Below are 23,163 nucleotides of genomic sequence, written 5' to 3'. Positions count from 1 at the left end.
CTCATCGTTCCCCCGTGGATCGTTGTTCACAGTCCCCCGGCAGGACCGGTCGGGCGGCACACGCACGCAAGCGTCGGCACAGGCCTCGAAACCCGGCCCCGCCTCCGGAAACACCCACGAACAGGCCCGCCGCCCAGCGGTCCTCCCCCACTGCCCAGAACACTAGCGGGCACCACTGACAACGCCCCCGCACCGCCGTGACCAGCGGGGATCCATGTCACTGCGTCGCGGTCACCACGGCCGCCTGCGGCCTTATCGGGAGGCGGTTGACCGGACGCCCGGTCGCCGCCCGTACCGCGGACGCGACCGCCGCGGGGGACGTCACGACCGGTACCGCGCTGACGGCCTTGGCTCCGAAGGGCGCGACCACGTCGCGCTCCTCGACGAGCTTCACGATGCGGATCTCGGGGGCGTCGAGGGCGGTCGGCAGCGAGTACCCGGTCAGGTCGGGGTGGCGCACCAGACCGCGCGCGGTACGCAGGTTCTCCGTGAGGGCGGCCCCGATGCCCTGGGTGACCCCGGCCTCGATACGGGCGGTGATCTGCGCGGGGTTCAGGATGCGGCCCACGTCCTGGGCGAGCGCCAGTTCGACCACGCGTACCGAGCCGAGTTCGATGTCGACGTCCACCACCGCGCGGATCGCGCAGAAGGCGAGGCCCACGAAGGCGTCGCCCTGGCCGGCGCCGTCCAGCGGCTCGGTGGGGTGCGGGCGGCACTGCGCGGTCGCCCACAGCTCCTTGCCGTCCATCGCCTCGGTGACGGTCGTCGACAGCACGCCGTCGTACGAGGTGATCTTGCCGTCGGTGATCTGGAGCAGCTCGGTGGACATCCCGAACTTGTGCGCCAGGGGCTGCAGCAGCTGCGTACGGACCATCTTGGCGGCCCGTTCGACGGCGCCGCCGGACACCCAGGTGTGACGGCCTCGGGAGCCGGGGCCCGCGGGCGGCTGGTCGGTGTCCACGGAGGCCACGTGGACCTCTTCGATGCCGAGCGTCTCCTGGACGATCTGGCGGGCCAGCGTGGTGAAGCCCTGGCCGGTCTCCACGGCCGCGCAGAGCACGGTGGCGATGCCGTCGTGGACCTTCACGGTGGCCGTCGAGACCTCGTCGGTGCCCTCGGCGCCGAGCATGTGGACCATGCCCAGGGCGTAGCCGACGCCGCGCCGTACGGCGCCGGGCTCACCGGCGCCCTCGGGGCCGCCCGGGAGCAGCCACTCGTCCTCGGGGGTGTCCTTGGGGAGGGCGGGCAGCGGGAAGTCCTGGACGGCCTGCAGCAGTTCGGCCACCGGGGCCGGGCAGGTGACCGTCTGGCCGGTCGGGAGCACGTCCCCGGTGGCCAGCACGTTGCGCAGGCGCAGGTCGGCCGGGTCGACGCCGAGCTTCTTCGCCAGCTTGTCCATCTGGGCCTCGTAGGCGGCGCACACCTGCATGGCGCCCTCGCCGCGTACGTGTCCGGAGGGCGGGTTGTTGGTGCGTACGGCCCAGCCCTCGATGAAGGCGTTCGGGACGACGTAGGGGCCGCAGGCGAAGGAGACGGCGGCGGCGAGGGCCTCCGACGAGGTGTCCGCGTACGCGCCCGCGTCGAGGAGGATCTGCGCCTCGACCTTGACCAGCTTGCCCTCGGCGTCCGCGTGGTGGCGGTAGCGCAGCAGCGTGGGGTGGCGGTGGACGTGCCCGAGGAAGGATTCTTCGCGCGTCGCGGTCAGCTTGACCGGGCATCCCGTCTTCAGGGCGAGCAGCCCCAGGGGGAGCTGGAAGCCCTGGTCCTCACGGTCGGCGGTGGCGCCGGGCACGCCGGTGACGACGACCTTCACGCGCTCGGGCTCCAGCCCGTAGCAGGCGGCCGCCGTGTCCCGGTCGGTGTGCGGGTCCGTGGACGCCACGTAGAGCTCGACGCCGCCGTCGGGTCGGGGCACGGCGAGACCGGCCTCGGCGCCGATCGGGGCCGGGTCCTGGCGGCCGATGCGGTACAGGCCCTCGACGACGATGTCGCCCGCCGCGTCCGGGTCGCCGTGGCGCAGCGGGATGTGGCGGATGAGGTTGCCGTCGGGGTGCAGGGGCTCGGCCTCGAAGGCCTGCTCCGGGTCGGTCACCGGGTCGAGGATCTCGTACTCGACGATGACGGCGGCGGCGGCCATGCGCGCGGTGTCGGGGTGGTCGGCCGCGACGGCCGCGATGGGCTCGCCGTGGTGGCGCACGACGTCGGAGGCGAACACCGGGCGGTCGGCCTTGCCCCGGCCGAGCAGCGCGGTGCCGGGCACGTCCTCGTGCGTGATGACGGCGCGTACGCCGGCCATCTCGCGCGCGTGGGTGGTGTCGACGGACAGGATGCGCGCGTGCGGGTGGGGCGATCTCAGGACGGCCGCCCACAGCAGTCCCTCGGCCCACAGGTCCGCCGCGTACGGGAAGGTGCCCTCGGTCTTGGCGCGGGCCTCGGCGGACGGCAGGGACACGCCCAGGCCGTGCGGCGGCGGCTCCGGAGCGGTACCGGGCTGCGCGGTGGTCGCGGTGGCGGTGTCGTTGCTCATTCCTGGCCTCCGTCCTCGCCGTACGGCTGCTGGTGGGGCTGGTGGGACTGGTGGGGCTCGAACGCGGACGGGTTGACGCCACCGCCGCCCGGGCCCGCCTGGCGCGGGATACGGGCCTCGTCGCCGTCCGCGGAGCTCTCGGCGGCCGTGTGGGCCTCGCGCCCGGCCACGACGTCCCGTACGGCCTCCAGGACGCCCCGGTAGCCGGAGCAGCGGCACAGGTTGCCGCACAGGGCCTGGCGGGTCTCGAGGTCGGTCGGCGCGGGGTTGCCCTCGAGGAGGTCGTGCACGGTCATCGCCATGCCGGGGATGCAGAAGCCGCACTGGACCGCGCCGCACTTGGCGAGCGCCCGCTGGACGTCGGAGGGCTGCCCGTCGGCGGCGAGCCCCTCGACGGTACGCACCTCGCTCCCGGCGGCGGTCACCGCGGGCACCAGGCAGGACGCCACGAGGCGTCCGTCGACCTGGACGTTGCAGGCTCCGCACTCGCCCTGCGAGCAGCCGTCCTTGGCGCCCGCGAGGCCGAGCCGCTCGCGCAGTACGTACAGCAGCGATTCGCCGATCCAGGCGTCCGTCACGGGCCGCTCGACGCCGTTCACCCCGCAGGACGTACGCGGCCAGGGGGTGGTCGTTGTGCGGCGGGAGTGCCTGGGAGTCCTCCGACCCGGACGCGGGCCCTGCCGCGGACTCCGGCCCGGACTCCGCGTCGACGACAGCGACGTCGGCGTCGGCGGCTTCGGCGGGCTCCTCCGTGGCGGCCGTTTCCGTGAAGGCCGCTTCCGTGGAAGCCGTTTCCGGCGGAGCCGCTTGTGTGGCGGCCGTTTCCGCCTCGGCCGCAGGGCCGTCCACGTACTCCTGCTCCCGGTGCTCCCGGTGCTCCCGGCGGAGCTCGAACGCCCCGTCGTGTCCCGGGTCGCGCGGCGCGGAGACGGCGATCTCGTCGGCGTGCTCTCCGGGGACGTCGACGATCTCGGCGGTACCGTGCCCGCCGGGAGAGTGCTCATGGCCACCGTGCCCGTCGGCGGGCTGCTGGACCCAGGGCTCGTCGGCCCAGGGCGCGGCCGCCCCGCCCGGCAGCGTGGCGGGTGGGTTCCCGCCGCCCCACTGCTCGACCAGGGACGACGTGGTGAACTCCCCGGACTCGTCGGGCAGGTCCCCGTCGGCGACCGGAATGGACCACTGGCCGGTCACGTCATGTCCGGCCGCGTCGTGCCCGGGCGCGTCATGTCCGGGCGCTCCGGGGCCGCCCTGCGAGGACTGGTCGAAGTCCCACTGGCCGGTGGCCCCGGGGCGGTAGTCGAAGGCGTCCTGGGCGGGCTGCCGGTGCTCCTCGGGCAGAGCGTTCGGGTCGGGCCACCGCACGGCGTCCCGCCGGCCGGGGTCGGCCGTCTCGGGCGGCAGGGCCCAGGAACCGGTGGACGGGTCGGTACCCGTGTCGGCGCCGGGCGCGACCTGTATCGGCGGCGGTACGTAGCCGTGGCCGGGCGCGGCGAGCGGGGAGTCCGCGAGGAGGGCGTCGATGCCCCCTTCGGGGAGCTTGACGAAGGCGGTGGCGCCGTCGTCGTAGTCGCCCTGGGGCAGCGGGTCCCAGCGACTGCCCGCCAGAGGTGTGCCCTCGCCGTGCCGGTCCTCGTGCCGGTCCCCGTGCTGGTCGTCGGTCACGCCAGTGCCCTCCCCAGTGCTCGTCGGGCCAGCGCGGCGACGGTGCGCCGCAGGTGCAGTACGGCGGGCGGCAGCGGCGGTACGGAACCGTCCTCCTCAGGGCCCGGATCGGGGATGCACGCCGCGGCGACGTACTCACCGAAGGCGGCCAGCGCCTCGGGGACGATCGCGCGGTTGTTGTCCCAGTCGATCAGCGAGGCGACCCACTGCTCGGCGTCCAGAGGGCGCAGCGGCATCGGCGCTATGGCGCCCACGGCGCACCGCACCCCGCGCCGGGCGGGGTCGAGGACCAGCGACACGGAGGCGATGGCGCGCCCGGGGCCGGTCCGCCCGGTGGCCTTCAGGAAGACCTGCGGCGCGTGCAGCAGCGGCACGCGCACGTACCCGATGAGTTCGCCGCCGCGGAGCATCTCCATGCCCGCGAGCAGGTGCGAGACGGGGATCTCGCGGCGGACGCCGCCCGGGCCCGCGACGATGAGGGTCGCCTCCAGCGCGGCCAGTACCGGGAGCGCGTCACCGGTCGGGGACGCGGAGGCGATGTTGCCGCCCAGGGTGCCCGCGTTGCGGATCTGCGGCGGCCCCGCGGCTCTGGCGGCGGCCGCGAGAGCGGGGATGAGGGCGGCGAAGTCGGGGCGCCCCATGCGGGCGTGGGTGAGGCCGGCGCCGAGCAGCGCGTGGCCGTCCTGGTACTGCCAGCCGCGGATCTCGCTGATCCGGCCGAGGCCGACGAGGGCGGCGGGCCGCAGCTGCCCGGAGTTGACGGCGGCCATCAGGTCGGTGCCGCCGGCCACGGGAACGGCGGCGGGCATGGCGGCGAGCGCCGCCACGGCCTCGTCCAGCGAGGCGGGCAGTGTCACGGCCTGCGCCGCCTGCGGTGCGTGCGTGGTCAAACCGGATGCCCCTTCCCGCTGCCCCACCTGGTCCCACCTGTGTTGCCGTACGGTACGTGCTGACAGGGCGGACGTGGCAACTCTGGCACATCTTCCCGGTCCCCCGACGCGGGGGTCCGCTAGGAGGCATTCCTACCCGCCACCAGCGGATGGTCCGCTTTCGCACCACATAACCCGTCGGCGCGAATTGGTGGTTTTCGATACCCCTTGGGAGCCTTTCCCGCCCGGCCGGCTCGGGCCGCGCCGAGAGCGGTCTCACACGTTCGGCGGCGGTCCGTCGATCGGGCGGCCCGGCACTCCGGGGCGCCGTTGCCAGGGCAGCGGCCCGGTGGGCGGCCGGTAGGCGACCCCCAGGGCGTCAAGTCGCGGGTAGTGGTCGGTCATCCGCCGCTCGAAGTCGGCGAAGTCGCGGTCGGCGGGGGCCGGCAGTGCGCTCCAGGCGACCTCCGCGAAGGCCACCAGGCGCGGGAAGGCCTGGTAGTCCAGGCGGCCCCGGTCCTCCATCACCTCGGTCCACAGGTTGGCCTGGGTGCCGAGCACGTGCCGCGCCTGACCGGGGGTCAGCTCCGGAGGCACGGGTTCAAAACGGTAGACGTCCTCCAGCGTGCGCACGAAGCCGATGGGCACGGGCTCGTCCGGTCCGCCGGCCTGGCGGTGGTCCAGGTAGACCTGCTGCTCGGGGCACATGACGACGTCGTGGCCCGCCCGCGCGGCCGCGATACCGCCCCGGTAGCCGCGCCACGAGGAGACGGCGGCACCAGGGGCGAGTCCGCCCTCCAGGATCTCGTCCCAGCCGATCAGCCGCCGCCCGCGCGCGGTCAGCCAGGCGTCGAAGTGGCGGACGAACCAGGACTGCAGTTCGTCCTCGTCCGCGAGGCCCAGTTCCGTGATCCGCGCCTGTGCGGCCGGGGACGCCTTCCACTGGTCCTTGGCGCACTCGTCGCCGCCGATGTGGATGAACTCCGAGGGGAACAGGCCGAGGAGTTCCTCGAAGACTCCCTCGTAGAACCGGAGGGCGTTGTCGGTGGGGGCGAGTACGTTTTGGGAGACGCCCCAGGAGTCCCAGACGGAGAGGGAGAGCGTGTCGACGACATCGGTGTTGCCGAGTTCCGGATATGCGGCGATGGCGGCCTGCGAGTGTCCCGGGATGTCGATTTCGGGGACGACCGCGATATGCCGCTCGGCGGCGTACGCGACGATCTCGCGGATGTCGTCCTGGGTGTAGAAGCCCCCGTGCGGCTTCTCCTCCCAGTGCGGTGAGGCGCGGTGGCCGAATTTCGTGCGCGCCCGCCATGATCCGGTCTCCGTGAGCCGCGGATACCGCTTGATCTCGATACGCCAGCCCTGGTCGTCCGTGAGGTGGAAGTGGAAGACGTTCAGTTTGTGCGCGGCCATCAGGTCGAGATGGCGCAGGACACCGTCCTTCGGTGTGAAGTGCCGTGCGACGTCGAGCATGCATCCGCGCCAGCCGAAGCGCGGGGCGTCCTCGATGGTCCGCTGCGGGACGACATGGGTGGTGCCGGGCCGGACGGGGGCCCTGCGGAAGGCGTCCGGGCCGATGAGCTGGCGCAGTGTCTGGGCGCCCCAGAACACTCCGGCGCCGTCGCCGCCCCGGATCTCGATACCGCGTCCGGAATCGACGTCGAGTACGTACGCCTCGGGCGGGAGGGATGCGTCGACACGCAACCGCACGGTGCTCGGGGCGCTCTCCGCACCGGCGGAGTTCTCCGCACCGGCCGCATGCGCGGCACCGGACGCATGCGCGGCACCGGACGCATGCGCGGCACCGGACGCGGTGTCGGTGGCGGGTGCGGTGTCGGTGGCGGGTGGCAGCGCGATGCCGAGCGCAGCGCCGAGGGTGAGGCGCAGCCAGCGTTCGGTGGTGCCCGTACCGGGGCCGGCCCACAGGGTGGTGCGCGCGTCGAGCGGCACACCCGGGCCCCCCGACTCCCGTGCCGCCCGGGGGGCCGGGATCACGCCGGGCGGGCGCGGCACACCCGGTCGGGGGCGGTCGGTCGCCGGCCGGGCCGGTATCGCGTCGCTCACGTCGGTCCTCAGTCCTTCACCGCGCCGCCCAGTCCGGAGACCAGGCGCCGCTGTACGAGTACGAAGAAGATCAGCACCGGAATCGTCATCACCGTGGAACCGGCCATCACGCCGCCCCAGTCCGGGTCGTCGGGCTTGTAGAAGACCAGGAGGGCCATCGGCAGGGTGGACTGCGAGGTGTCGCTGATGATGAACGACTTGGCGAACAGGAAGTCGTTCCAGGCGGAGATGAAGGAGAACACGCTGGTGGCGACGAGCCCCGGAAGGACCAGTGGGAAAAGGATCTGCCACAGGAACCGCGTCCTGCTCGCGCCGTCGATGTAGGCGGCCTCCTCCAGCGCCTCCGGAACGGCCTTCACGAAACCCCGCAGCATCCAGATCGCGAAAGGCAGGGAGAAGGCGATGTGCGGCAGGATCAGCGCGCCCAGGGTGTTCAGCTGGCCGAAGTCCCGCATCTGGAAGAAGAGGGGGATCGTCAGCGCCTCGATCGGCACCATCTGCGCGATCAGGAACATGATCAGCAGCGTGGTCCGGAAGCGGAAGCGGAATCGTGTCACGGCGGTCGCCGCGAGAAACGCGATGAGCGCCGAGACGGCGACCACGGTGACCGCCACGACGAGACTGTTGAGGAAGTACCGGCCGAATTCCTGCTGTCCGAAGACACGGCGGAAGGAATCCAGGGACGGCGAGAGCGTCCAGGGCCGCGGCCGGGTCGACTCGATCTCCCCGGCGGGCTTGAAGGCGCTCAGCACCATCCAGTAGAGGGGGAATGCGACGACCGCCGCGATCAGGAGAGCCGAGACCTCGGCGGCCAGCCGCCAGGGCCGCCGTACGGAACGGCGTACGAGATTCCGTACGGCTCCCGAGCGGTGGGCGGGAGATGCCGCGGGATCCGCGGGAACAGGAGTTCCCGCAGGACTCGTCGCCGACGCGGAATGGGTGGGCGTCATGGAACTCACAGCTCTTCCCCCTGCCTTCGCAGCAGTCTCAGATAGACGAGCGTGACCGCCAGCAGGATCAGCAGCATCACCACTCCGATCGCCGACCCGAGGCTGTACTGGGAGGACGCGAAGGCCTTCTGGTAGGCGTACACGTTCAGGACGAGGTTCTGGCCGGCGATGCCTCCGCCGTTCGTCATGACGTAGATCTGCGTGAAGACCTTGAAGTCCCAGATGACCGACTGGATGGTGACGACCACGAGGATCGGGCGGAGCATCGGGGCCAGCACCGAGCGCCAGATCCGCCACTGGGAGGCGCCGTCGAGGGAGGCGGCCTCCAGCACCTCGGAGGGCACGGCGCGGATGCCGGCGTACACCGTGACCATCACGAACGGGAAGGAGCACCACACCACTTCGAGCAGCACCAGGGCGAAGGCGCTGAAGCGGTCGTACGTCCATGAGTGGTCGCCGAGTCCCAGGACCCGGTTGACCGGGCCGAAGTCGGGGTCGAAGAGCAGCAGCCACACCGTCGAGCCGGTGACCGCGGGGGTCGCCCAGGCGCCGAGTGCGGCGAGCATCAGGGCGAGCCGCGGTACGGCACGGACACGTGTCAGGAGGACGGCGAGCGCGCAGCCGACCGCGAGGGTCGACACGACGCACGCCGCCGCGAACACCACGGTGGCCAGCAGCACCTGCCAGAACTGCTCGTCGCGGAAGAGCGTCGCGTAGTTCCCGAAGCCCTGGAAGGTGGTCGGCTCGCCGCCGCTGACCTGGGCCTGGGTGTACTCCAGGAAGGAGATCAGCCCGAGCTGGTAGACGGGGTAGACGAGCAGCCCGCCGATGACGACGAGGGCGGGGGCGAGGTAGAGCCAGGGCGTCCAGCCACCGCGGGCGAGCGGGGACCTGCGCCCCCGCCCGCCGCCGGGGCCCGTCCGGGGCCCCCGACGGGCCCCGGACGACACGCTCTTCGCCGGCCCGGACCTGGATCCGGTTCCGCCGACCGGGCGAACCACTGCCGCGGCCGAGGCACCCGCCCCGGGAACGGCCGGCCCGGAGGCGCCCTCCCCGGGGACGGCCGGTCCGGAGGCGGCCGGTCCGGAGACAGCCAGCCCGGGGACAGCCAGCCCGGGGACGGCCGGCCCGGAGACGCCCGGCCCGGGGACGGCCAGTCCGGAGACGCCCGCCCCGGGGACGGCCGCTCCGGAGACGGCCGCTCCGGAGACGGCCGCTCCGGAGACGGCCGCTCCGGCGCTCGGGCTCCCGGCCGCCGCTCCCGCTCCCGTCCCCGGGAGCCCGGCCGGTGTCCCGGCTTCCGGACGCCCGGCCGGTGCGGTCACCGCACCGGGTTCTGTCGGTGTCCGCTCGCCGCCGGGCGGTGGGACGGGGCCCGGCAGCGGACGGTTCGTCATGCGGCTCATCCGGCGGAGCTGAAGGCGGCGTTCATCTTCTTGGCCGCGTCCTTGGAGGCGGCCGCCACGCCCTTGCGGCCGCTGACGACCTCCTGGAACATCGTCGGCAGCACCAGGGACGCGTCGATCTGCGACCAGGCCGGTGAGGCCGGGACGAACTTGGCGCCGGCGCCGAGGGTCTTCACGAAGGGCTCGACGAACGGTTCGCGCTTCGCGACGTCCTGGCGCACGTCCGTGAACGTCGGCAGGAAGCCCATCGCGTCGAAGAGCGCGCCCTGCGTCTTCTTCGCCGCGAGCTGTTCCATCAGGTCGACGGCGAGCGTACGGTGCGAGGTGCTCTTGAGGATGCCGAGGTTGTTGCCGCCCGCGAACGCGGGAGCGATGTCACCCGACTTCACTCCGGGCAGCGGCACGACCGCGTACTTGCCCTTGACCTTGCCCGCCTCGATCGCCGCGTGGCTGAAGTCGCCGCCGATGGCCATGCCGGCCTTGCCGGAGGCGAACGCCGTGACGGTGTCGTTGCCGCCCATGCCCGCGCACTTGGCGGCCGGACAGTTGTCGTCGCCGAAGAGCGAGGTGTACGCCTTGATGCCCTTCTGGGCCTGCGCGCTGTCGATCGTCGAGGCGTACGAGCCGCCCTTGCCCTCGGCGATCTCGCCGCCGTTGGACCAGATGAACGGCATCGCGCCGTACGTGTACGCGCCGCCGACCGCGAGGCCGTACAGGTCCGGCTTCGCCTGCCGGATCTTCTTGGCCGTGCTGATGAGTTCGTCCTGGGTCTTCGGTACGTCCAGGCCCAGGTCGTCGAAGACGTCGGTGCGGTAGTAGAGGGCGCGGACGCCGACGAAGTACGGGGCGCCGTAGATTCTGCCGTCGACCGTGACGGACTGCTTGGCGGTCGGGTCGGTGTCCTTGGACTCGCTCCAGTCCGTGAACTCCTCGGTCACGTCCGCGAGTCCGCCGTCCTTGACGTAGCCGGCGGTGTCCGTGTTGCCGTACTCGATGAGGTCGGGCGCGCTCTTCGGGTCGTTGAAGGCGGCCTTGATCTTCTCGGCGCGGGTCTCGACGGGGATGTACTGGACGTCGACCTTCGTGCCCTTGTGGGCCTTCTCGAAGGCGGTGACGACACTGTCGACGACCTTCTCCTTCGGCGCGTTGGTGACCTCCTGGAAGAGCCACACGCGCAGGGTGCCGCTCTTCTCGTCTTTGCCCCCGGAGTTGTCGGAGGACTCCGGGGCGCAGGCGGTCGCCGTGAGCCCGGCGACGACGAGCGCGGCGATCGGGGCGGCCATGCGTGCAGAGAGATGGGCGAGCTTCATGTGGGCGTCCTCCGGGGGAGCGCGTTGCAGCACGTGCAACGGTGGTTCCGCGCTGCACAACACCCGGAGGCTATGGAGTACATGAACACGCCCACAAGAGGTCTCAACCACTCTGTGACCGGCTGAAGCACTCCGTGCAACGGCGGGGCCGGACAAAGGCCCCGGATACGCCGAGAGCACACACGACTCGGCCGCGGCATCCCGCATCGGGGCACCGCGGCCGTTCTCCGTCACACTCCGCCCGGGCGGAGCCCCGCGCCGCACCCCACGCCGTGACACGCCATGACACGCCGTGACAGGGTGCGGGAGGCCGACGGGACCGGCGGGACCGGTGGGACCGCCGGGGAGGCGCTCCTACTTGTCGCCGCCCTTGCCCTTGCCGTCGTCGCCGCCCGAGCCCATGGACTCGTAGATCTCCTTGCACATGGGGCACACGGGGTACTTCTTCGGGTCCCGTCCCGGGACCCACACCTTGCCGCAGAGCGCCACGACGGGGGTGCCGTCGAGCGCGCTCGCCATGATCTTGTCCTTCTGGACGTAGTGGGCGAAGCGCTCGTGGTCCCCGTCGCCGTGCGACGTCTGCGGCGTCGGCTCCACGAGGGTTCCCGTCCCAGTGCCTCGCTGGGGCTGGGTCTCAGGCTCAAGAGTGCTCATGAACGCAAGAGTACTGAAGGCGGGGGGTATCAGTTCAGCGAAGGGTCGTCCGGATACGTGGCCACCATCGCCAGCTCACTGCGCTGGCGCCGCAGCACCTCGCGCCACAGCCGCTCCGGAGCGGGCGAGGAGACGTCACCGGGCTCCGACTCGACGACGTACCAGGCTCCCTCGCCGAGCTCCTCCTCCAGCTGGCCCGGTCCCCAGCCGGCGTACCCGGCGAAAATCCTGAGCGAGCCGAGCGCCGAGGCGAGCAGTTCCGGCGGGGCCTCCAGGTCCACGAGCCCGATCGCGCCGTGCACCCGGCGCCAGCCCAGCGGCGCGCGCTCCCCGGCGCCGCCGCCCGGGATGACCGCGACCCCGAGCGCCGAGTCCAGTGAGACCGGGCCGCCCTGGAACACCACTCCCGGCTCCACCGTCAGTTCCGCCCAGCCCGCGAGGATGTCACCCACGTCCACCGGCGTGGGGCGGTTGAGGACGACGCCCAGGGAGCCCTCCTCGTCGTGGTCGAGGAGCAGCACCACCGCGCGGTCGAAATTGGGGTCCGACAGGGCGGGAGTGGCCACGAGCAGCCGCCCTGTGAGCGAGGACACCTCGGTCATGCGTGACATGATCCCGCATCTTCCCCGTACGGGGGGAGGCAATACCCGTACCGGGGGTATTGCAGCTCAGGGCGTACGGGTGCAGGTGGAGCGCACAGCCGGCACCGGTGACCCCGTGTGCCCGATTAGGCACGGTTCGTGTTGTGGCAAAGCTATGACGTCCCTGAGTGCCCCTCGGGCTTACGGCAGGGGGGTGGGCGGCCATTACGCTTGCGTCTTCGGCCCCTGCCCACCCCAACCGGAACGCGAGATACATGACCGTCAACGGCTCAGACGACGTACTCCTTGTCCACGGCGGAAACCCGCTCGAGGGCGAGATCCGGGTCCGCGGTGCGAAGAACCTCGTACCGAAGGCCATGGTCGCCGCGCTGCTCGGCAGTGCTCCGAGCCGGCTGCGCAACGTCCCGGACATCCGTGACGTGCGGGTCGTACGCGGCCTGCTGCAGCTGCACGGGGTGACGGTCCGTCCGGGTGAGGAGCCGGGCGAGCTGATCATGGACCCGTCGCACGTGGAGAGCGCCAACGTCGCGGACATCGACGCGCACGCGGGTTCGTCGCGCATCCCGATCCTCCTGTGCGGTCCGCTCCTGCACCGCCTCGGGCACGCGTTCATCCCGGGTCTGGGCGGCTGCGACATCGGCGGCCGGCCGATCGACTTCCACTTCGAGGTGCTGCGGCAGTTCGGCGCGACGATCGAGAAACGCGCGGACGGGCAGTACCTGGAGGCTCCGCAGCGGCTGCGCGGCACGAAGATCCAGCTTCCGTACCCGTCGGTCGGCGCGACCGAGCAGGTGCTCCTGACGGCCGTCCTCGCGGAGGGCGTCACGGAGCTCGCGAACGCGGCGGTCGAGCCGGAGATCGAGGACCTGATCTGCGTCCTGCAGAAAATGGGCGCGATCATCGCGATGGACACCGACCGCACCATCCGCGTCACGGGTGTCGACTCGCTCGGCGGCTACACCCACGCGGCCCTGCCGGACCGCCTGGAGGCCGCCTCGTGGGCGTCCGCGGCGCTGGCGACCGAAGGCAACATCTACGTCCGCGGCGCCCAGCAGCGCTCGATGATGACGTTCCTGAACACCTACCGGAAGGTGGGCGGTGCCTTCGAGATCGACGACGAGGGCATCCGCTTCTGGCACCCCGGCGGCCAGCTCAAGTCGATCGCGCTGGAGACGGACGTCCACCCGGGCTTCCAGACGGACTGGCAGCAGCCCCTGGTGGTCGCGCTCACGCAGGCCACCGGCCTCTCCATCGTCCACGAGACGGTGTACGAGTCCCGCCTCGGCTTCACCTCTGCGCTGAACCAGATGGGCGCGCACATCCAGCTGTACCGCGAGTGCCTGGGCGGCTCGCACTGCCGCTTCGGCCAGCGGAACTTCCTGCACTCGGCGGTCGTGTCCGGCCCGACGAAGCTCCAGGGCGCCGACCTGGTCATCCCCGACCTGCGCGGCGGCTTCTCGTACCTCATCGCGGCGCTGGCGGCCCAGGGCACGTCCCGGGTCCACGGCATCGACCTGATCAACCGCGGCTACGAGAACTTCATGGAGAAGCTGGTGGAGCTGGGCGCGAAGGTCGAGCTGCCGGGCAAGGCGCTGGGCTAGGGCAGCACGCCGGCACGGGCCCGGGGCGGCCCTGCCGGGGGCGCGGTACGTACGCGATGGGGCGGTCACCCGGATCGGGTGACCGCCCCATTGGCGTTGCTGCGCCTCGTACGTCCGCGCGGGACGTACAGGAAGGCTTACTTGCCCTTGGCGGCTTCCTTGAGCTTGCTGCCCGCGGAGACCTTCACGCTGTAGCCGGCCGGGATCTGGATCGGGTCGCCGGTCTGCGGGTTGCGCGCGGTGCGAGCGGCACGGTGGGTGCGCTCGAAGGTCAGGAAACCGGGGATGGTGACCTTCTCGTCGCCCTTGGCGACGATCTCGCCGACGGTCTCGGCGAAGGCGGCCAGAACGGCGTCGGCGTCCTTGCGAGTCACCTCGGCACGGTCGGCCAGCGCGGCCACCAGCTCACTGCGGTTCATGTCGTTACTCCCGTGTTCTTCTTGCCGTTGAGGCGTGCCACGCGGCGGAGCCGCATCTCGGGCACGTCGAAGTCGATGCTGCCAGGGTCCTCAGCGGTCCCCGGACCCGGGTCCGTGGCCGGACCCTCGCGCCCGAAGACGCATCCTGCCCCCACCTGCGGCGGGAAAGCCAATCCGATACCCCTGAGAGTCACACGAAAAGCGCCACGGCCTCGAAATGGTGACGCTCCGTTCACTTTCGGCAGCGGACCGCACGACCGGCCGAGACCTGGTGGGCCCGCAGGGACTGAGGCATGGCCGCCACCCTAGAGGCGGCCCGAGGCCCCGCGTCCGGCGACGCGCCGGTCCGGACCCCGGGTGGCAACCGTCACAGTTACCACCCATTGGGTCGCTTTCCCCGCCCGACCGCCCTTACTCGGGGGCCGAGAGGCCGAGAGGCCGAGGAGACTGGAGGGGCTGGGGCTGGGGCTGGGGCTGGGGGCTGGGCAGGCGGGGAAGGCTGGAGGGGCTGGGCAGGCTGGAGCCCGGGGCGCAGCCCCCTCCAGTCCTCCGGCCAGGCGGGACGGGCCTCAGACCGTGACGCCCGCCGCCTTCGCGGCGTCGCGGACCGCCCCCGCCACCGCTCCCGCGACCTTGTCGTTGAAGACGCTGGGGATGATGTAGTTCGCGTTCAGCTCGTCCTCCGTCACCACCTCCGCCAGCGCGGTTGCGGCCGCAAGCATCATGTCGGTGTTGACCGTGCGGGACTGGGCGTCCAGGAGACCGCGGAAGACACCCGGGAAGACCAGCACGTTGTTGATCTGGTTCGGGAAGTCCGAGCGGCCGGTGGCCACGACCGCCGCGGTCTGCCGGGCGATGGCCGGGTCGACCTCGGGGTCGGGGTTCGCGAGCGCGAAGACGATCGCGTCGTCGGCCATGGCGGCCACGTCGTCGCCGTCCAGCACGTTCGGGGCCGAGACGCCGATGAAGACGTCCGCGCCGCGCACGGCCTGCTTGAGCGTGCCCGTGACGCCCTCGGGGTTGGTGTTGTCGGCGATCCACCGCAGCGGCGAGTCGGCGGCGGGCCTCCACCAGGTCCTCGCGGCCCGCGTGCACGACACCGTGGATGTCGGCCACGACGGCGTGCTTGACGCCCGCGGCGATCAGCAGTTTCAGGATGGCAGTACCGGCCGCGCCCGCGCCGGACATGACGACGCGGATGTCGCCGGTCGCCTTGCCGGTCACACGCAGCGCGTTGGTCAGCGCGGCGAGCACGACGATCGCCGTGCCGTGCTGGTCGTCGTGGAAGACGGGGATGTCGAGGGCCTCGCGCAGGCGGGCCTCGATCTCGAAGCAGCGCGGGGCCGAGATGTCTTCCAGGTTGATGCCGGCGAAGCCGGGGGCGATCGCCTTGACGATCTCCACGATCGCGTCGGTGTCCTGGGTGTCCAGGCACAGCGGCCACGCGTCGATGCCCGCGAAGCGCTTGAAGAGGGCCGCCTTGCCCTCCATCACCGGCAGGGCGGCCTTGGGGCCGATGTTGCCGAGGCCCAGGACGGCCGAGCCGTCGGTGACGACCGCGACGGAGTTGCGCTTGATGGTCAGGCGCCGGGCGTCCTCGGGGTTCTCCGCGATCGCCATGCACACCCGGGCCACACCGGGCGTGTAGATCATCGAGAGGTCGTCACGGTTGCGGATGGGGTGCTTGGACGCCATCTCGATCTTGCCGCCGAGGTGCATCAGGAACGTACGGTCGGAGACCTTGCCGAGCGTGACGTCCTCGATGCCGCGCAGCTGCTCGACGATCTCTTCCGAGTGCTTCGTGGACGACGCCGCGATGGTGACGTCGATACGGAGCTTCTCGTGGCCGGAGGCCGTGACGTCGAGGCCCGTCACCGAGCCTCCGCTGGACTCCACGGCGGTGGTGATCTGGGAGACCGCGGTTCCGCTCGCGGGCACCTCCAACCGGACCGTAATCGAGTAGGAGACGCTGGGCGCCGTTGCCATGGCCGACTTCCTCTGCTTTCACCGGGTACTGCGAGCACTGCTGTGCGCGGGTTTGCCGTCCGATCGTCGCACCTACCGCGGAGTACGTGGTAGCCGCCCCGGGTTGCGAACCTTTTGTTCACGGCGGAACGACGGAAGAGGCCCGCGTCACCGGGGTGACGCGGGCCTCTTCCGTGCCGTCGCGGGTGCGGACACCTGCGGCGATATGTTCAATGACACCGACCCGCCATGCTCGCCTCGCGGCAAGTGGTCGCTCGTAGCGACGAAGGTTGGGCCCGGGGGCTTGGATCGGGCCGGTGTCACGTCCAAGGTAACAAACGATCCCCCCAAGGCAATTCCCGCACCGTGGGTTCACAGGAAAGCTTTACGAGGACGGCCCCGGTTCACCGGGACGGGCCCGCCGGTTCACGGCCCCGCCACCGGCCCCGGGCCTCCGGTCTTACCGTCCCCGGGCCCCGCGATCCTCCGGTCTCACCGTCCCCGGGCCCCCGCCGTCCGGTTTCGCGGCCCTCAGTCGCGCAGCAGGTCCGGTACTCCGTCTGCGTCCGGCTCGTCCCGGGCCGCCGAGACGATGGTGAGCTGCTGGGTCGCCCGGGTCAGCGCCACGTACAGCACGCGCAGCCCGGCCGGTGACTCGTCGGCGATCTCGGCGGGCGAGACGACCACCGTGGCGTCGTACTCCAGGCCCTTGGCCTCCAGGCTGCCGAGCGCCACCACGCGGTCCCCGAGTCCGGCGAGCCACCGCGCGGCCTCGGCCCGGCGGTTCATGGCGACGACGACCCCGACCGTGCCGTCGACCTGGTCGAGCAGCCGGGCGGCCTCCTCCCGCACGGTCCTCGCCAGCGCGTCCCGGGCACCGGCGCCCGGCCCGCCCGCCTGCCCTCCTGCCTGTCCGCCTGCCTGTCCTCCCGCCTGTCCTCCCGCCTGTCCGGCCGTCCGGCCGGTCGCCCGGCCGTGTCCTTGGCCGGTCGCCGGGCCGTTCACCGCCGTCACGAAGCGCGGGCGTACGCCCGTGGAGCGGACCGCGGACGGGGACTCGGAGCCCGGCATGGCGAGGGCCAGGACCTTGGCGGCGAGTTCGGCGATCTCGGCCGGGTTGCGGTAGTTCACGGTGAGCGTGAAGCGGCGGCGCGGCCGGCTGCCGAGCGCCTCGTCACGGGCCTCGGCGGCCTCGTCCGGGTCCGACCAGGACGACTGGGCGGGGTCGCCGACCACCGTCCAGGTGGCGTGCCGGCCGCGGCGGCCGATCATGCGCCACTGCATGGGCGTGAGGTCCTGCGCCTCGTCGACGATGACGTGCGCGTACTCGGTGCGCTCCTGGGCCAGCCGCTCGGCCCGCTCGCGCTGCGTCTCCTCGCGCTGGGGCATGAGCTCCTCCAGCCCCGTCAGCTGGTCGAGCGGGTCGAGGTCGCGCTTCCTGCGGGGGCGGGCCGGGGTGCCGACGATCGCCTCCAGCTCGTCCAGCATGGCCACGTCGTGCACGGAGAGCCCGTCCCGCTTGAGGGAGCGGGCCACCCGCCGTACCTCGCCGGGGTTGAGGATCCGCCGCGCCCAGCGCCCGAGCCGCCGCTCGTCGGACATGGCGGCCAGCACGGCGCGCGGGGTCAGCTCGGGCCACCAGGCGTCGAGGAACGCGATGAAGGCGTCCTCGGAGCTGACGTCCTCGTCGAACGACGAGCGCAGTTCGGCGGCCAGCTCGGGGTCCGTGTGCCGGCTGCCGGCGCCGGAGCGCGACCAGAGCGCGTCGAGCAGCAGCTTGCGGGCACGCGGACGCAGCAGGTTGACCGGGGCGGTCCCGGAGAGCGCGTTGTTCCGGATGCGGTCCAGCTCGGGGGCCTCCAGCTCAAGCCGGCGCCCGAAGGCGACGACGCGCAGCCGGGTGGGCGGACCGGCCGGGGGCCGAGTGCCGTGTCGACCGTCGTCCTGCCCGCCCTCCCCGCCGTCCTGCGCCTCGTCGCCGTCCTGCGCCTCGTCGGCGTCCTCGCCGAACGCGAGCTGCCTGGACGGGGCGGAACCGGTCCTGGCGGGGGCGGGCCCCCCGCGGCCGGCGCGCTCGGAGCCGGAGCGCCCTCCGGAGCCGGACCGCCCGCCCTGCTCGTCCACCCCCTCCAGTGCCCCCCGCGCCGCCTTCCGCAGCACCTTCAGCATCCGGTAGGAGCCCTTGGCCCGGGCCACCGCCGGCGCGTCGTACTGCGTGGCCTCGGCGCCGTCGACCAGGGAGCCGACCGCCCGGATGGCGACCTGCCCCTCCTCGCCGAGGGACGGCAGGACGCCTTCGGTGTACGCGACCAGCAGCGGCGTGGGCGAGACGATGAGGATGCCGCCCGCGTACCTCCTGCGGTCCTGGTAGAGCAGGTAGGCGGCCCGGTGCAGGGCGACCGCCGTCTTGCCGGTGCCGGGGCCGCCCTCCACGTAGGTCACGGACGCGGCGGGCGCCCGGATGACCTGGTCCTGCTCGGCCTGGATGGAGGCGACGATGTCCCGCATGGTGTGGCTGCGGGCCTGGCCCAGCGCGGCCATGAGCGCGCCGTCGCCGATCACTGCCAGTTCGTTCCCGGCGAGCGTGGCCTTGAGCTCCGGGCGCATCAGGTCGTCCTCGACCCCGAGGACCTTGCGGCCCTTGGAGCGGATGACCCGGCGGCGTACGACCCGGCCGGGGTCGACCGGGGTGGAGCGGTAGAACGGCGCGGCCGCCGGGGCCCGCCAGTCGATGACCAGCGGCGCGTACTCGGCGTCGAGGACGCCGATACGGCCGATGTGGAGCGTCTCCGCGATGTCGGCGGTGTTGTCGGGCCGGACGGCGCCCTCGGCGGGCTCGACGGCCGTGTAGGCGCCGTCCGGGCCCTTCTTGCCGTCCTTGCCGGGGAGGAGGTCGATCCGTCCGAAGAGGAAGTCCTCGAACTCGTTGTTCAGGCGGTTGAGGTGGATCCCCGCCCGGAACACCTGCGCGTCACGCTCCGCGAGTGCTCCGGGTGTACCGACCTGGCCGCGCTGTGCGGCGTCGTTCATCAGGAACTCCGCCTCGTGGATCTTTTCCTCGAGACGCTGGTACACCCGGTCCAGGTGTTCCTGTTCGACGCCGAGCTCGCGGTCGCGCACGGAGTCGCCTACCGGATCGAGCGCCATTTCCTGCTGAACCTGAGCGGCCACCGGGCCCCCTTCTGACGTGCATGGCAGCCGTCAACCGTACGCGAAGGGGAGCCCGGCGGGCTACGTTTCCGCTCTTGATACGCCTACACGTTCACCTCGGCCAGCTTTTCGCCGTCGAAGGTCACGACCTCGAAGTGGTCGATGTCGGCGCGGGCCATGGCGACGGCGCCCTGCAGGTAGAGCGGGTTGCGGGCCAGCTCGGTGGGGGCGTCCTTGATCCCGTAGCCCCATTTCGGGACGGTCCAGGTGGTCGCCGTCTCCCGCTCGCCGTTCTTGCCCACGGCGACGAGGGAGCACTTCTGCGGGCCCTTGACGTTCTTCAGCTCCATGGTCAGCCCGGTGCCGTAGGGCTTGCTGTCCATCCCGACCGAGGCGCTGACCTGCGTACTCGCGTCGGTGCCCTGGACCTTGTCCTTCGCGTTCGTGTCGGTGAACACCTGCTTGGCGACACTGACCGTCTGCTTGGTCCTGGCCTCGTTGCTTGTCGTGTCACCCCCGCCGGTGGCCGCGATCGCGACGAGCGGGCCGCCGATGATCAGCGAGGCCGCGAGCCCGAAGAGCAGCCGCCTGCTCCTCTTGGCACGGACACGGCGTTCGACGACCTCGCCGACCAGCCGGTCCGAGAGTTCCGTGGTCGGCCGCACGGCCAGGGTCTCGCCGATGGCGGGTGTGCCGCGGGTGCCCGGCAGATCCGCGAGGGCGGCGAGCATCGGCTCCATGCCCGAGAGCTCGTCGAGCTGCTGGCCGCACCACTCGCACGTCGCGAGGTGCTCCTCGAACGCGGTCGCCTCGGCGTCGTCGAGGATGCCCAGCGCGTAGGCACCCACCGTCTCGTGCAGATCGCCCTGCCCTTGCGAACTTTGCATGGAACCAGGACTACCCGTTCCGTATCCCCCGTATGTGCTCATGCCGTCACCCCCCGCTCCTCCAGTGCGAGCTTCATCGAACGCAGGGCATAGAACACCCGTGAGCGCACCGTGCCGCTGGGTATTCCCAGGGTCTCGGCGGCCTCGTTCACGGTACGCCCCTTGAAGTACGTCTCGACCAGTACCTCCCGGTGGGCGGGGGTCAGGTCGTCGAGCGCGTCAGAGAGTGTCATCAGCCACAACGCCTTGTCGATCTCGTCCTCCGCGGGAATGACCTCCAGCGGCGACGGGTCCACCTCCTGCGGCCGGGCCTGCCGGCTGCGGTGCCCGTCGATGACGATGCGCCGGGCGACCGTCACCAGCCAGGGGCGCACCGAACCCGTCGCTCGATTGAGCTGACCGGCGTTCTTCCACGCGCGGATGAGCGTCTCCTGCACGACGTCCTCCGCCCGCTGCCGGTCCCCGGCGACCAGCCGCAGCACATAGGCGAGCAGGGGCCCCGCGTGCTCCCGGTACAGCGCACGCATCAGCTCCTCGTCGGGTTCCGAGGGCTGGGACATGCGATGTCGGGCCCTCGGCGATCGTTCATCGGCCACGGCGGAATCCTTGCGCACGCCTACCTCCGGTGTCCGGGGGATCCCCCAGTCGGTCGCTCATCTCCGGATACGGGTGCGGGCGTTGCGCTGTTCAAAGTGAATGGAAATCTTTGTGAGGAGCATGAGGTTTACGTCTCCTCACGTGCTCCACAAGTCGTTCACTGGGGATCCACGGAGGATCCTAAGCCCGTGCGAGGGCTGCTCTGCGCCGGTGTCTCGCCACCCGTTCGCGGTTTCCGCACACCTCACTGGAGCACCACCTGCGACGACGCCCCCTGGACGTATCCAGGTACACGATCGGGCAGTTGTCTCCCTCACACTGGCGGATGCCCGCCCGGGCCACCGGATCCGTCAGGAGTTCCACGGTGTCCCGGGCGACCGCCGCGAGGAGCGCCGCGCAGGTCGGCGGCGCGCACAGGACGCGGACGAGCGTGCCCCCGGAGTCGCGCACCGCCGAGGGTACGGGCGGTGCGGTACGGGCGAGTTCGTTGACCCGGGCCAGCGCGGCGTCGAAGGACCGGGAGTCCGGGGACGCCTCTCCGCGCATCAACTGCCCTACGCAGTGGCGCAGTTCACAGAAACGCACGACCCAGGAGGAGTCGGCCGACGCGAGGGGCGTGCCCGCCGGGACGAGACCGGATCCGGTGATCCAGGCCTTCAGGGGCTCGGCCGAGCCGATCCGTTCCCCGGGGTGCGTGGTCGCCAGGAGATCGAGGCAGATCCGCCCTGAGTCGAACCGCAGCTCGTACGGGGCCGTGGCCGTGGCCAGTGCCATGTGCCTGTCACCGCCTTGGGGTTGCCGCCAGGAGGGGGCGGCGAGGGTGCGGAAAGCAGAGCGGGAGTCCGTGGAGGGGCCGCGCGGGGCCCGTACCCCCTACAGTGCCCTCCCCCGCGCGCGGCGGGAAGCCCCGCGCCGCCCTGGTACCGGCGGCCCGCGCCGCCGGGCCGGGCGGGACGGTCACGGCGGGGCGGGCGGGACGGTCACGGCAGGGCGGGCCGGTCACGGCGGATCCGGTGGGGCTGGGCTGGGCGGGGCGTCAGGCGTCGCAGGACGTCGGATGGCCGCAGGACATCAGACGGCCGCGGGACCGTCGGATGGGCGCGGGACCGTCAGACGTCGGAGGGACCGTCGGATGGGCGCGGGACCGTCAGACGTCGGCGTACTTGGAATCGGCGGCCGGGTCGAGCGCCAGCCGGTAGCCGCGCTTGACGACGGTCTGGATGAGCTTGGGCGTGCCGAGTGCCGTACGCAGCCGGGTCATCGCGGTCTCGACGGCGTGCTCGTCCTTGCCCGCGCCGGGCAGCGCCCGCAGCAGCTCGGCCCGGGCCACCACCCAGCCGGGCCGCCGGGACAGCGCACGCAGCAGCGACATGCCGGCGGGCGGTACGGGCCGCAGCGCGTCGTCCACCAGCACCGCGTGCCCGCGGATCTCGACCCGGTGTCCGGCGATCGGCAACGTCCGCGCCCTGGACGGCAGCTCCTTGCACAGCACCTGTACGAGGGGTCCGAGCCGGAAGCGTTCCGGCTGGACCGTGTCGACGCCCCTGGCCTGCAGCGGCAGCGCGGTGACGGGGCCGACGCAGGCGGACAGCACGTCGTGGTTGAGGGCGGCGAGCAGTTCGGGCAGCAGGCCGCGGTCCTCGGCACGGCCCAGCAGCGAGGCGGCGGCCGGTGCGCTGGTGAAGGTCAGCGCGTCCAGGCCGCGGGTGACCGTGGCGTCGAGCAGCCGGTCCAGCGGTCCGATGTCCTCCGGGGCCATCCACCGGTACACGGGAACACCGACGACCTCCGCGCCGGCGGCCCGCAGCGACTCGACGAAGCCGGGCAGCGGCTCGCCGTGCAGCTGGACCGCGATCCGGCGCCCCTCGACCCCTTCGTCCAGCAGCCGGTCGAGCACCTCGGCCATGGATTCGGAGGACGGCGACCATTCCTCGGTCAGCCCCTGGGCGCGTACCGCGCCTTTGACCTTGGGTCCGCGGGCGAGCAGCTCGACACTGCGCAGCACGTCGAGCAGCTGCTCCCCCAGCCCCCATCCGTCGGCGGCCTCGACCCAGCCGCGGAACCCGATCGCGGTGGTCGCGATCACGATGTCCGGGGCCTGGCCGATCAGCTGCTTGGTCGCCGCCAGGAGCTCGCTGTCGTCGGCGAGCGGCACGATGCGCAGGGCGGGGGCGTGCAGGACCGCGGCCCCGCGCCGCTGGAGCAGGACGCCGAGCTCGTCGGCACGGCGGGCGGCGGTCACCCCGACGGTGAACCCGGCCAGCGGCCCGTGCTCCTGCCGACCGTGGCGGTCCTGGTGGCCCTGGTGGTCCTGGTGGTCATGCTGATCCGGTTGCTGCGGTTGCTGCGATTCCTCGTACATGGATGGCATGGATGACTCTCGTCCCGCTGGAGTGGTGTTCGTCCGCGTCACCCGCTGGGTTGGGGCGTCCCGCCTGCCCGCCTCACGGCGGACCACCGAGCCTGTCAATCATGCGTGACAGGCTCGGTTCCGCTT

At 72.1% G+C, this 23,163-nt stretch carries 15 protein-coding genes and 2 pseudogenes; 1 reads left to right on the top strand and 16 read right to left on the bottom strand.

The annotated features are described in order from the left end of the window. Positions 1–217: 217 nt before the first annotated feature. The 9 genes and pseudogenes from QFZ75_RS23855 to QFZ75_RS23815 form a co-directional block, all read right to left on the bottom strand. Entirely contained in the window at positions 218–2,527 is a 2,310-nt protein-coding gene (locus QFZ75_RS23855; protein ID WP_307539963.1) for a xanthine dehydrogenase family protein molybdopterin-binding subunit, read from the bottom strand. Further along, positions 2,524–4,189 (bottom strand): annotated as a pseudogene (locus QFZ75_RS23850) (2Fe-2S iron-sulfur cluster-binding protein). The gene QFZ75_RS23855 and the pseudogene QFZ75_RS23850 overlap by 4 nt, the downstream one beginning before the upstream one ends. Continuing rightward, entirely contained in the window at positions 4,186–5,079 is an 894-nt protein-coding gene (locus QFZ75_RS23845) for a xanthine dehydrogenase family protein subunit M (protein ID WP_307539961.1), read from the bottom strand. Before QFZ75_RS23845 ends, QFZ75_RS23850 begins: the two are co-directional and overlap by 4 nt. 255 nt (positions 5,080–5,334) lie before the next feature. Next, complete coding sequence (locus QFZ75_RS23840; RefSeq protein ID WP_373466058.1) at positions 5,335–7,074, bottom strand: beta-N-acetylhexosaminidase; 1,740 nt, start codon at positions 7,072–7,074, stop codon at positions 5,335–5,337. A 59-nt stretch (positions 7,075–7,133) separates the two neighbouring features. Then, entirely contained in the window at positions 7,134–8,075 is a 942-nt protein-coding gene (locus QFZ75_RS23835) for a carbohydrate ABC transporter permease (protein WP_307539959.1), read from the bottom strand. Positions 8,076–8,080: 5 nt separating this feature from the next. After that, entirely contained in the window at positions 8,081–9,025 is a 945-nt protein-coding gene (locus tag QFZ75_RS23830; RefSeq protein WP_307544732.1) for a carbohydrate ABC transporter permease, read from the bottom strand. 452 nt (positions 9,026–9,477) lie between these two features. Further along, positions 9,478–10,791, bottom strand: coding sequence for an extracellular solute-binding protein (locus QFZ75_RS23825; protein ID WP_307539957.1), 1,314 nt, complete (start codon positions 10,789–10,791; stop codon positions 9,478–9,480). A 354-nt stretch (positions 10,792–11,145) separates the two neighbouring features. After that, positions 11,146–11,445, bottom strand: coding sequence for a DUF3039 domain-containing protein (locus QFZ75_RS23820; protein WP_307539956.1), 300 nt, complete (start codon positions 11,443–11,445; stop codon positions 11,146–11,148). 29 nt (positions 11,446–11,474) lie between these two features. After that, the gene (locus QFZ75_RS23815) at positions 11,475–12,047 is read right to left on the bottom strand and encodes a YqgE/AlgH family protein (protein ID WP_307539954.1); all 573 of its coding nucleotides are present in this window, start codon (positions 12,045–12,047) and stop codon (positions 11,475–11,477) included. A gap of 254 nt (positions 12,048–12,301) precedes the next feature. Here QFZ75_RS23815 and murA point away from each other — a divergent pair, with 254 nt between their 5' ends. Further along, positions 12,302–13,648 carry a UDP-N-acetylglucosamine 1-carboxyvinyltransferase gene (murA, locus tag QFZ75_RS23810; protein ID WP_307539952.1) on the top strand — a complete coding sequence of 449 codons (1,347 nt, stop codon included), beginning with the start codon at positions 12,302–12,304 and terminating at the stop codon, positions 13,646–13,648. A 137-nt stretch (positions 13,649–13,785) separates the two neighbouring features. Here murA and QFZ75_RS23805 read toward each other — a convergent pair whose 3' ends face one another. From QFZ75_RS23805 to QFZ75_RS23775, 7 genes and pseudogenes are all read right to left on the bottom strand, one after another. Continuing rightward, positions 13,786–14,067 (bottom strand): HU family DNA-binding protein, encoded by a 282-nt coding sequence (locus QFZ75_RS23805; RefSeq protein WP_007382399.1) that lies wholly within the window; start codon positions 14,065–14,067, stop codon positions 13,786–13,788. A gap of 569 nt (positions 14,068–14,636) precedes the next feature. Further along, positions 14,637–16,053 (bottom strand): annotated as a pseudogene (locus QFZ75_RS23800) (NAD-dependent malic enzyme). Between the two features lie 510 nt (positions 16,054–16,563). After that, on the bottom strand, positions 16,564–19,152 hold the full coding sequence (locus tag QFZ75_RS23795) for a UvrD-helicase domain-containing protein (RefSeq protein WP_307539951.1): 2,589 nt from the start codon (positions 19,150–19,152) through the stop codon (positions 16,564–16,566). 134 nt (positions 19,153–19,286) lie between these two features. Beyond that, entirely contained in the window at positions 19,287–20,069 is a 783-nt protein-coding gene (locus tag QFZ75_RS23790) for an anti-sigma factor (RefSeq protein ID WP_307539950.1), read from the bottom strand. A 38-nt stretch (positions 20,070–20,107) separates the two neighbouring features. Beyond that, positions 20,108–20,629 (bottom strand): sigma-70 family RNA polymerase sigma factor, encoded by a 522-nt coding sequence (locus tag QFZ75_RS23785; protein ID WP_010039908.1) that lies wholly within the window; start codon positions 20,627–20,629, stop codon positions 20,108–20,110. A gap of 217 nt (positions 20,630–20,846) precedes the next feature. After that, on the bottom strand, positions 20,847–21,440 hold the full coding sequence (locus QFZ75_RS23780; RefSeq protein WP_307539948.1) for a CGNR zinc finger domain-containing protein: 594 nt from the start codon (positions 21,438–21,440) through the stop codon (positions 20,847–20,849). Between the two features lie 373 nt (positions 21,441–21,813). Next, positions 21,814–23,028, bottom strand: coding sequence for a uroporphyrinogen-III synthase (locus QFZ75_RS23775; protein WP_307544730.1), 1,215 nt, complete (start codon positions 23,026–23,028; stop codon positions 21,814–21,816). Positions 23,029–23,163: the final 135 nt, after the last annotated feature.

It is taken from the genome of Streptomyces sp. V3I8 (assembly GCF_030817535.1).
Lineage (GTDB): Bacteria > Actinomycetota > Actinomycetes > Streptomycetales > Streptomycetaceae > Streptomyces.
The sequence above is the reverse complement of the archived record's forward strand: the minus strand, read 5'-3'. Positions and strand labels throughout refer to the sequence as shown.

Excerpts from the sequence above, each read along its gene's own strand:
- QFZ75_RS23855 (WP_307539963.1), bottom strand. The coding sequence starts at position 2,527 with ATGAGCAACGACACCGCCACCGCGACCACCGCGCAGCCCGGTACCGCT.
- QFZ75_RS23775 (WP_307544730.1), bottom strand. The coding sequence starts at position 23,028 with ATGTACGAGGAATCGCAGCAACCGCAGCAACCGGATCAGCATGACCAC.
- QFZ75_RS23815 (WP_307539954.1), bottom strand. The coding sequence starts at position 12,047 with ATGACCGAGGTGTCCTCGCTCACAGGGCGGCTGCTCGTGGCCACTCCC.
- murA (WP_307539952.1), top strand. The coding sequence starts at position 12,302 with ATGACCGTCAACGGCTCAGACGACGTACTCCTTGTCCACGGCGGAAAC.
- QFZ75_RS23820 (WP_307539956.1), bottom strand. The coding sequence starts at position 11,445 with ATGAGCACTCTTGAGCCTGAGACCCAGCCCCAGCGAGGCACTGGGACG.
- QFZ75_RS23835 (WP_307539959.1), bottom strand. The coding sequence starts at position 8,075 with ATGACGCCCACCCATTCCGCGTCGGCGACGAGTCCTGCGGGAACTCCT.
- QFZ75_RS23785 (WP_010039908.1), bottom strand. The coding sequence starts at position 20,629 with ATGTCCCAGCCCTCGGAACCCGACGAGGAGCTGATGCGTGCGCTGTAC.
- QFZ75_RS23790 (WP_307539950.1), bottom strand. The coding sequence starts at position 20,069 with ATGCAAAGTTCGCAAGGGCAGGGCGATCTGCACGAGACGGTGGGTGCC.
- QFZ75_RS23825 (WP_307539957.1), bottom strand. The coding sequence starts at position 10,791 with ATGAAGCTCGCCCATCTCTCTGCACGCATGGCCGCCCCGATCGCCGCG.
- QFZ75_RS23780 (WP_307539948.1), bottom strand. The coding sequence starts at position 21,440 with ATGGCACTGGCCACGGCCACGGCCCCGTACGAGCTGCGGTTCGACTCA.
- QFZ75_RS23805 (WP_007382399.1), bottom strand. The coding sequence starts at position 14,067 with ATGAACCGCAGTGAGCTGGTGGCCGCGCTGGCCGACCGTGCCGAGGTG.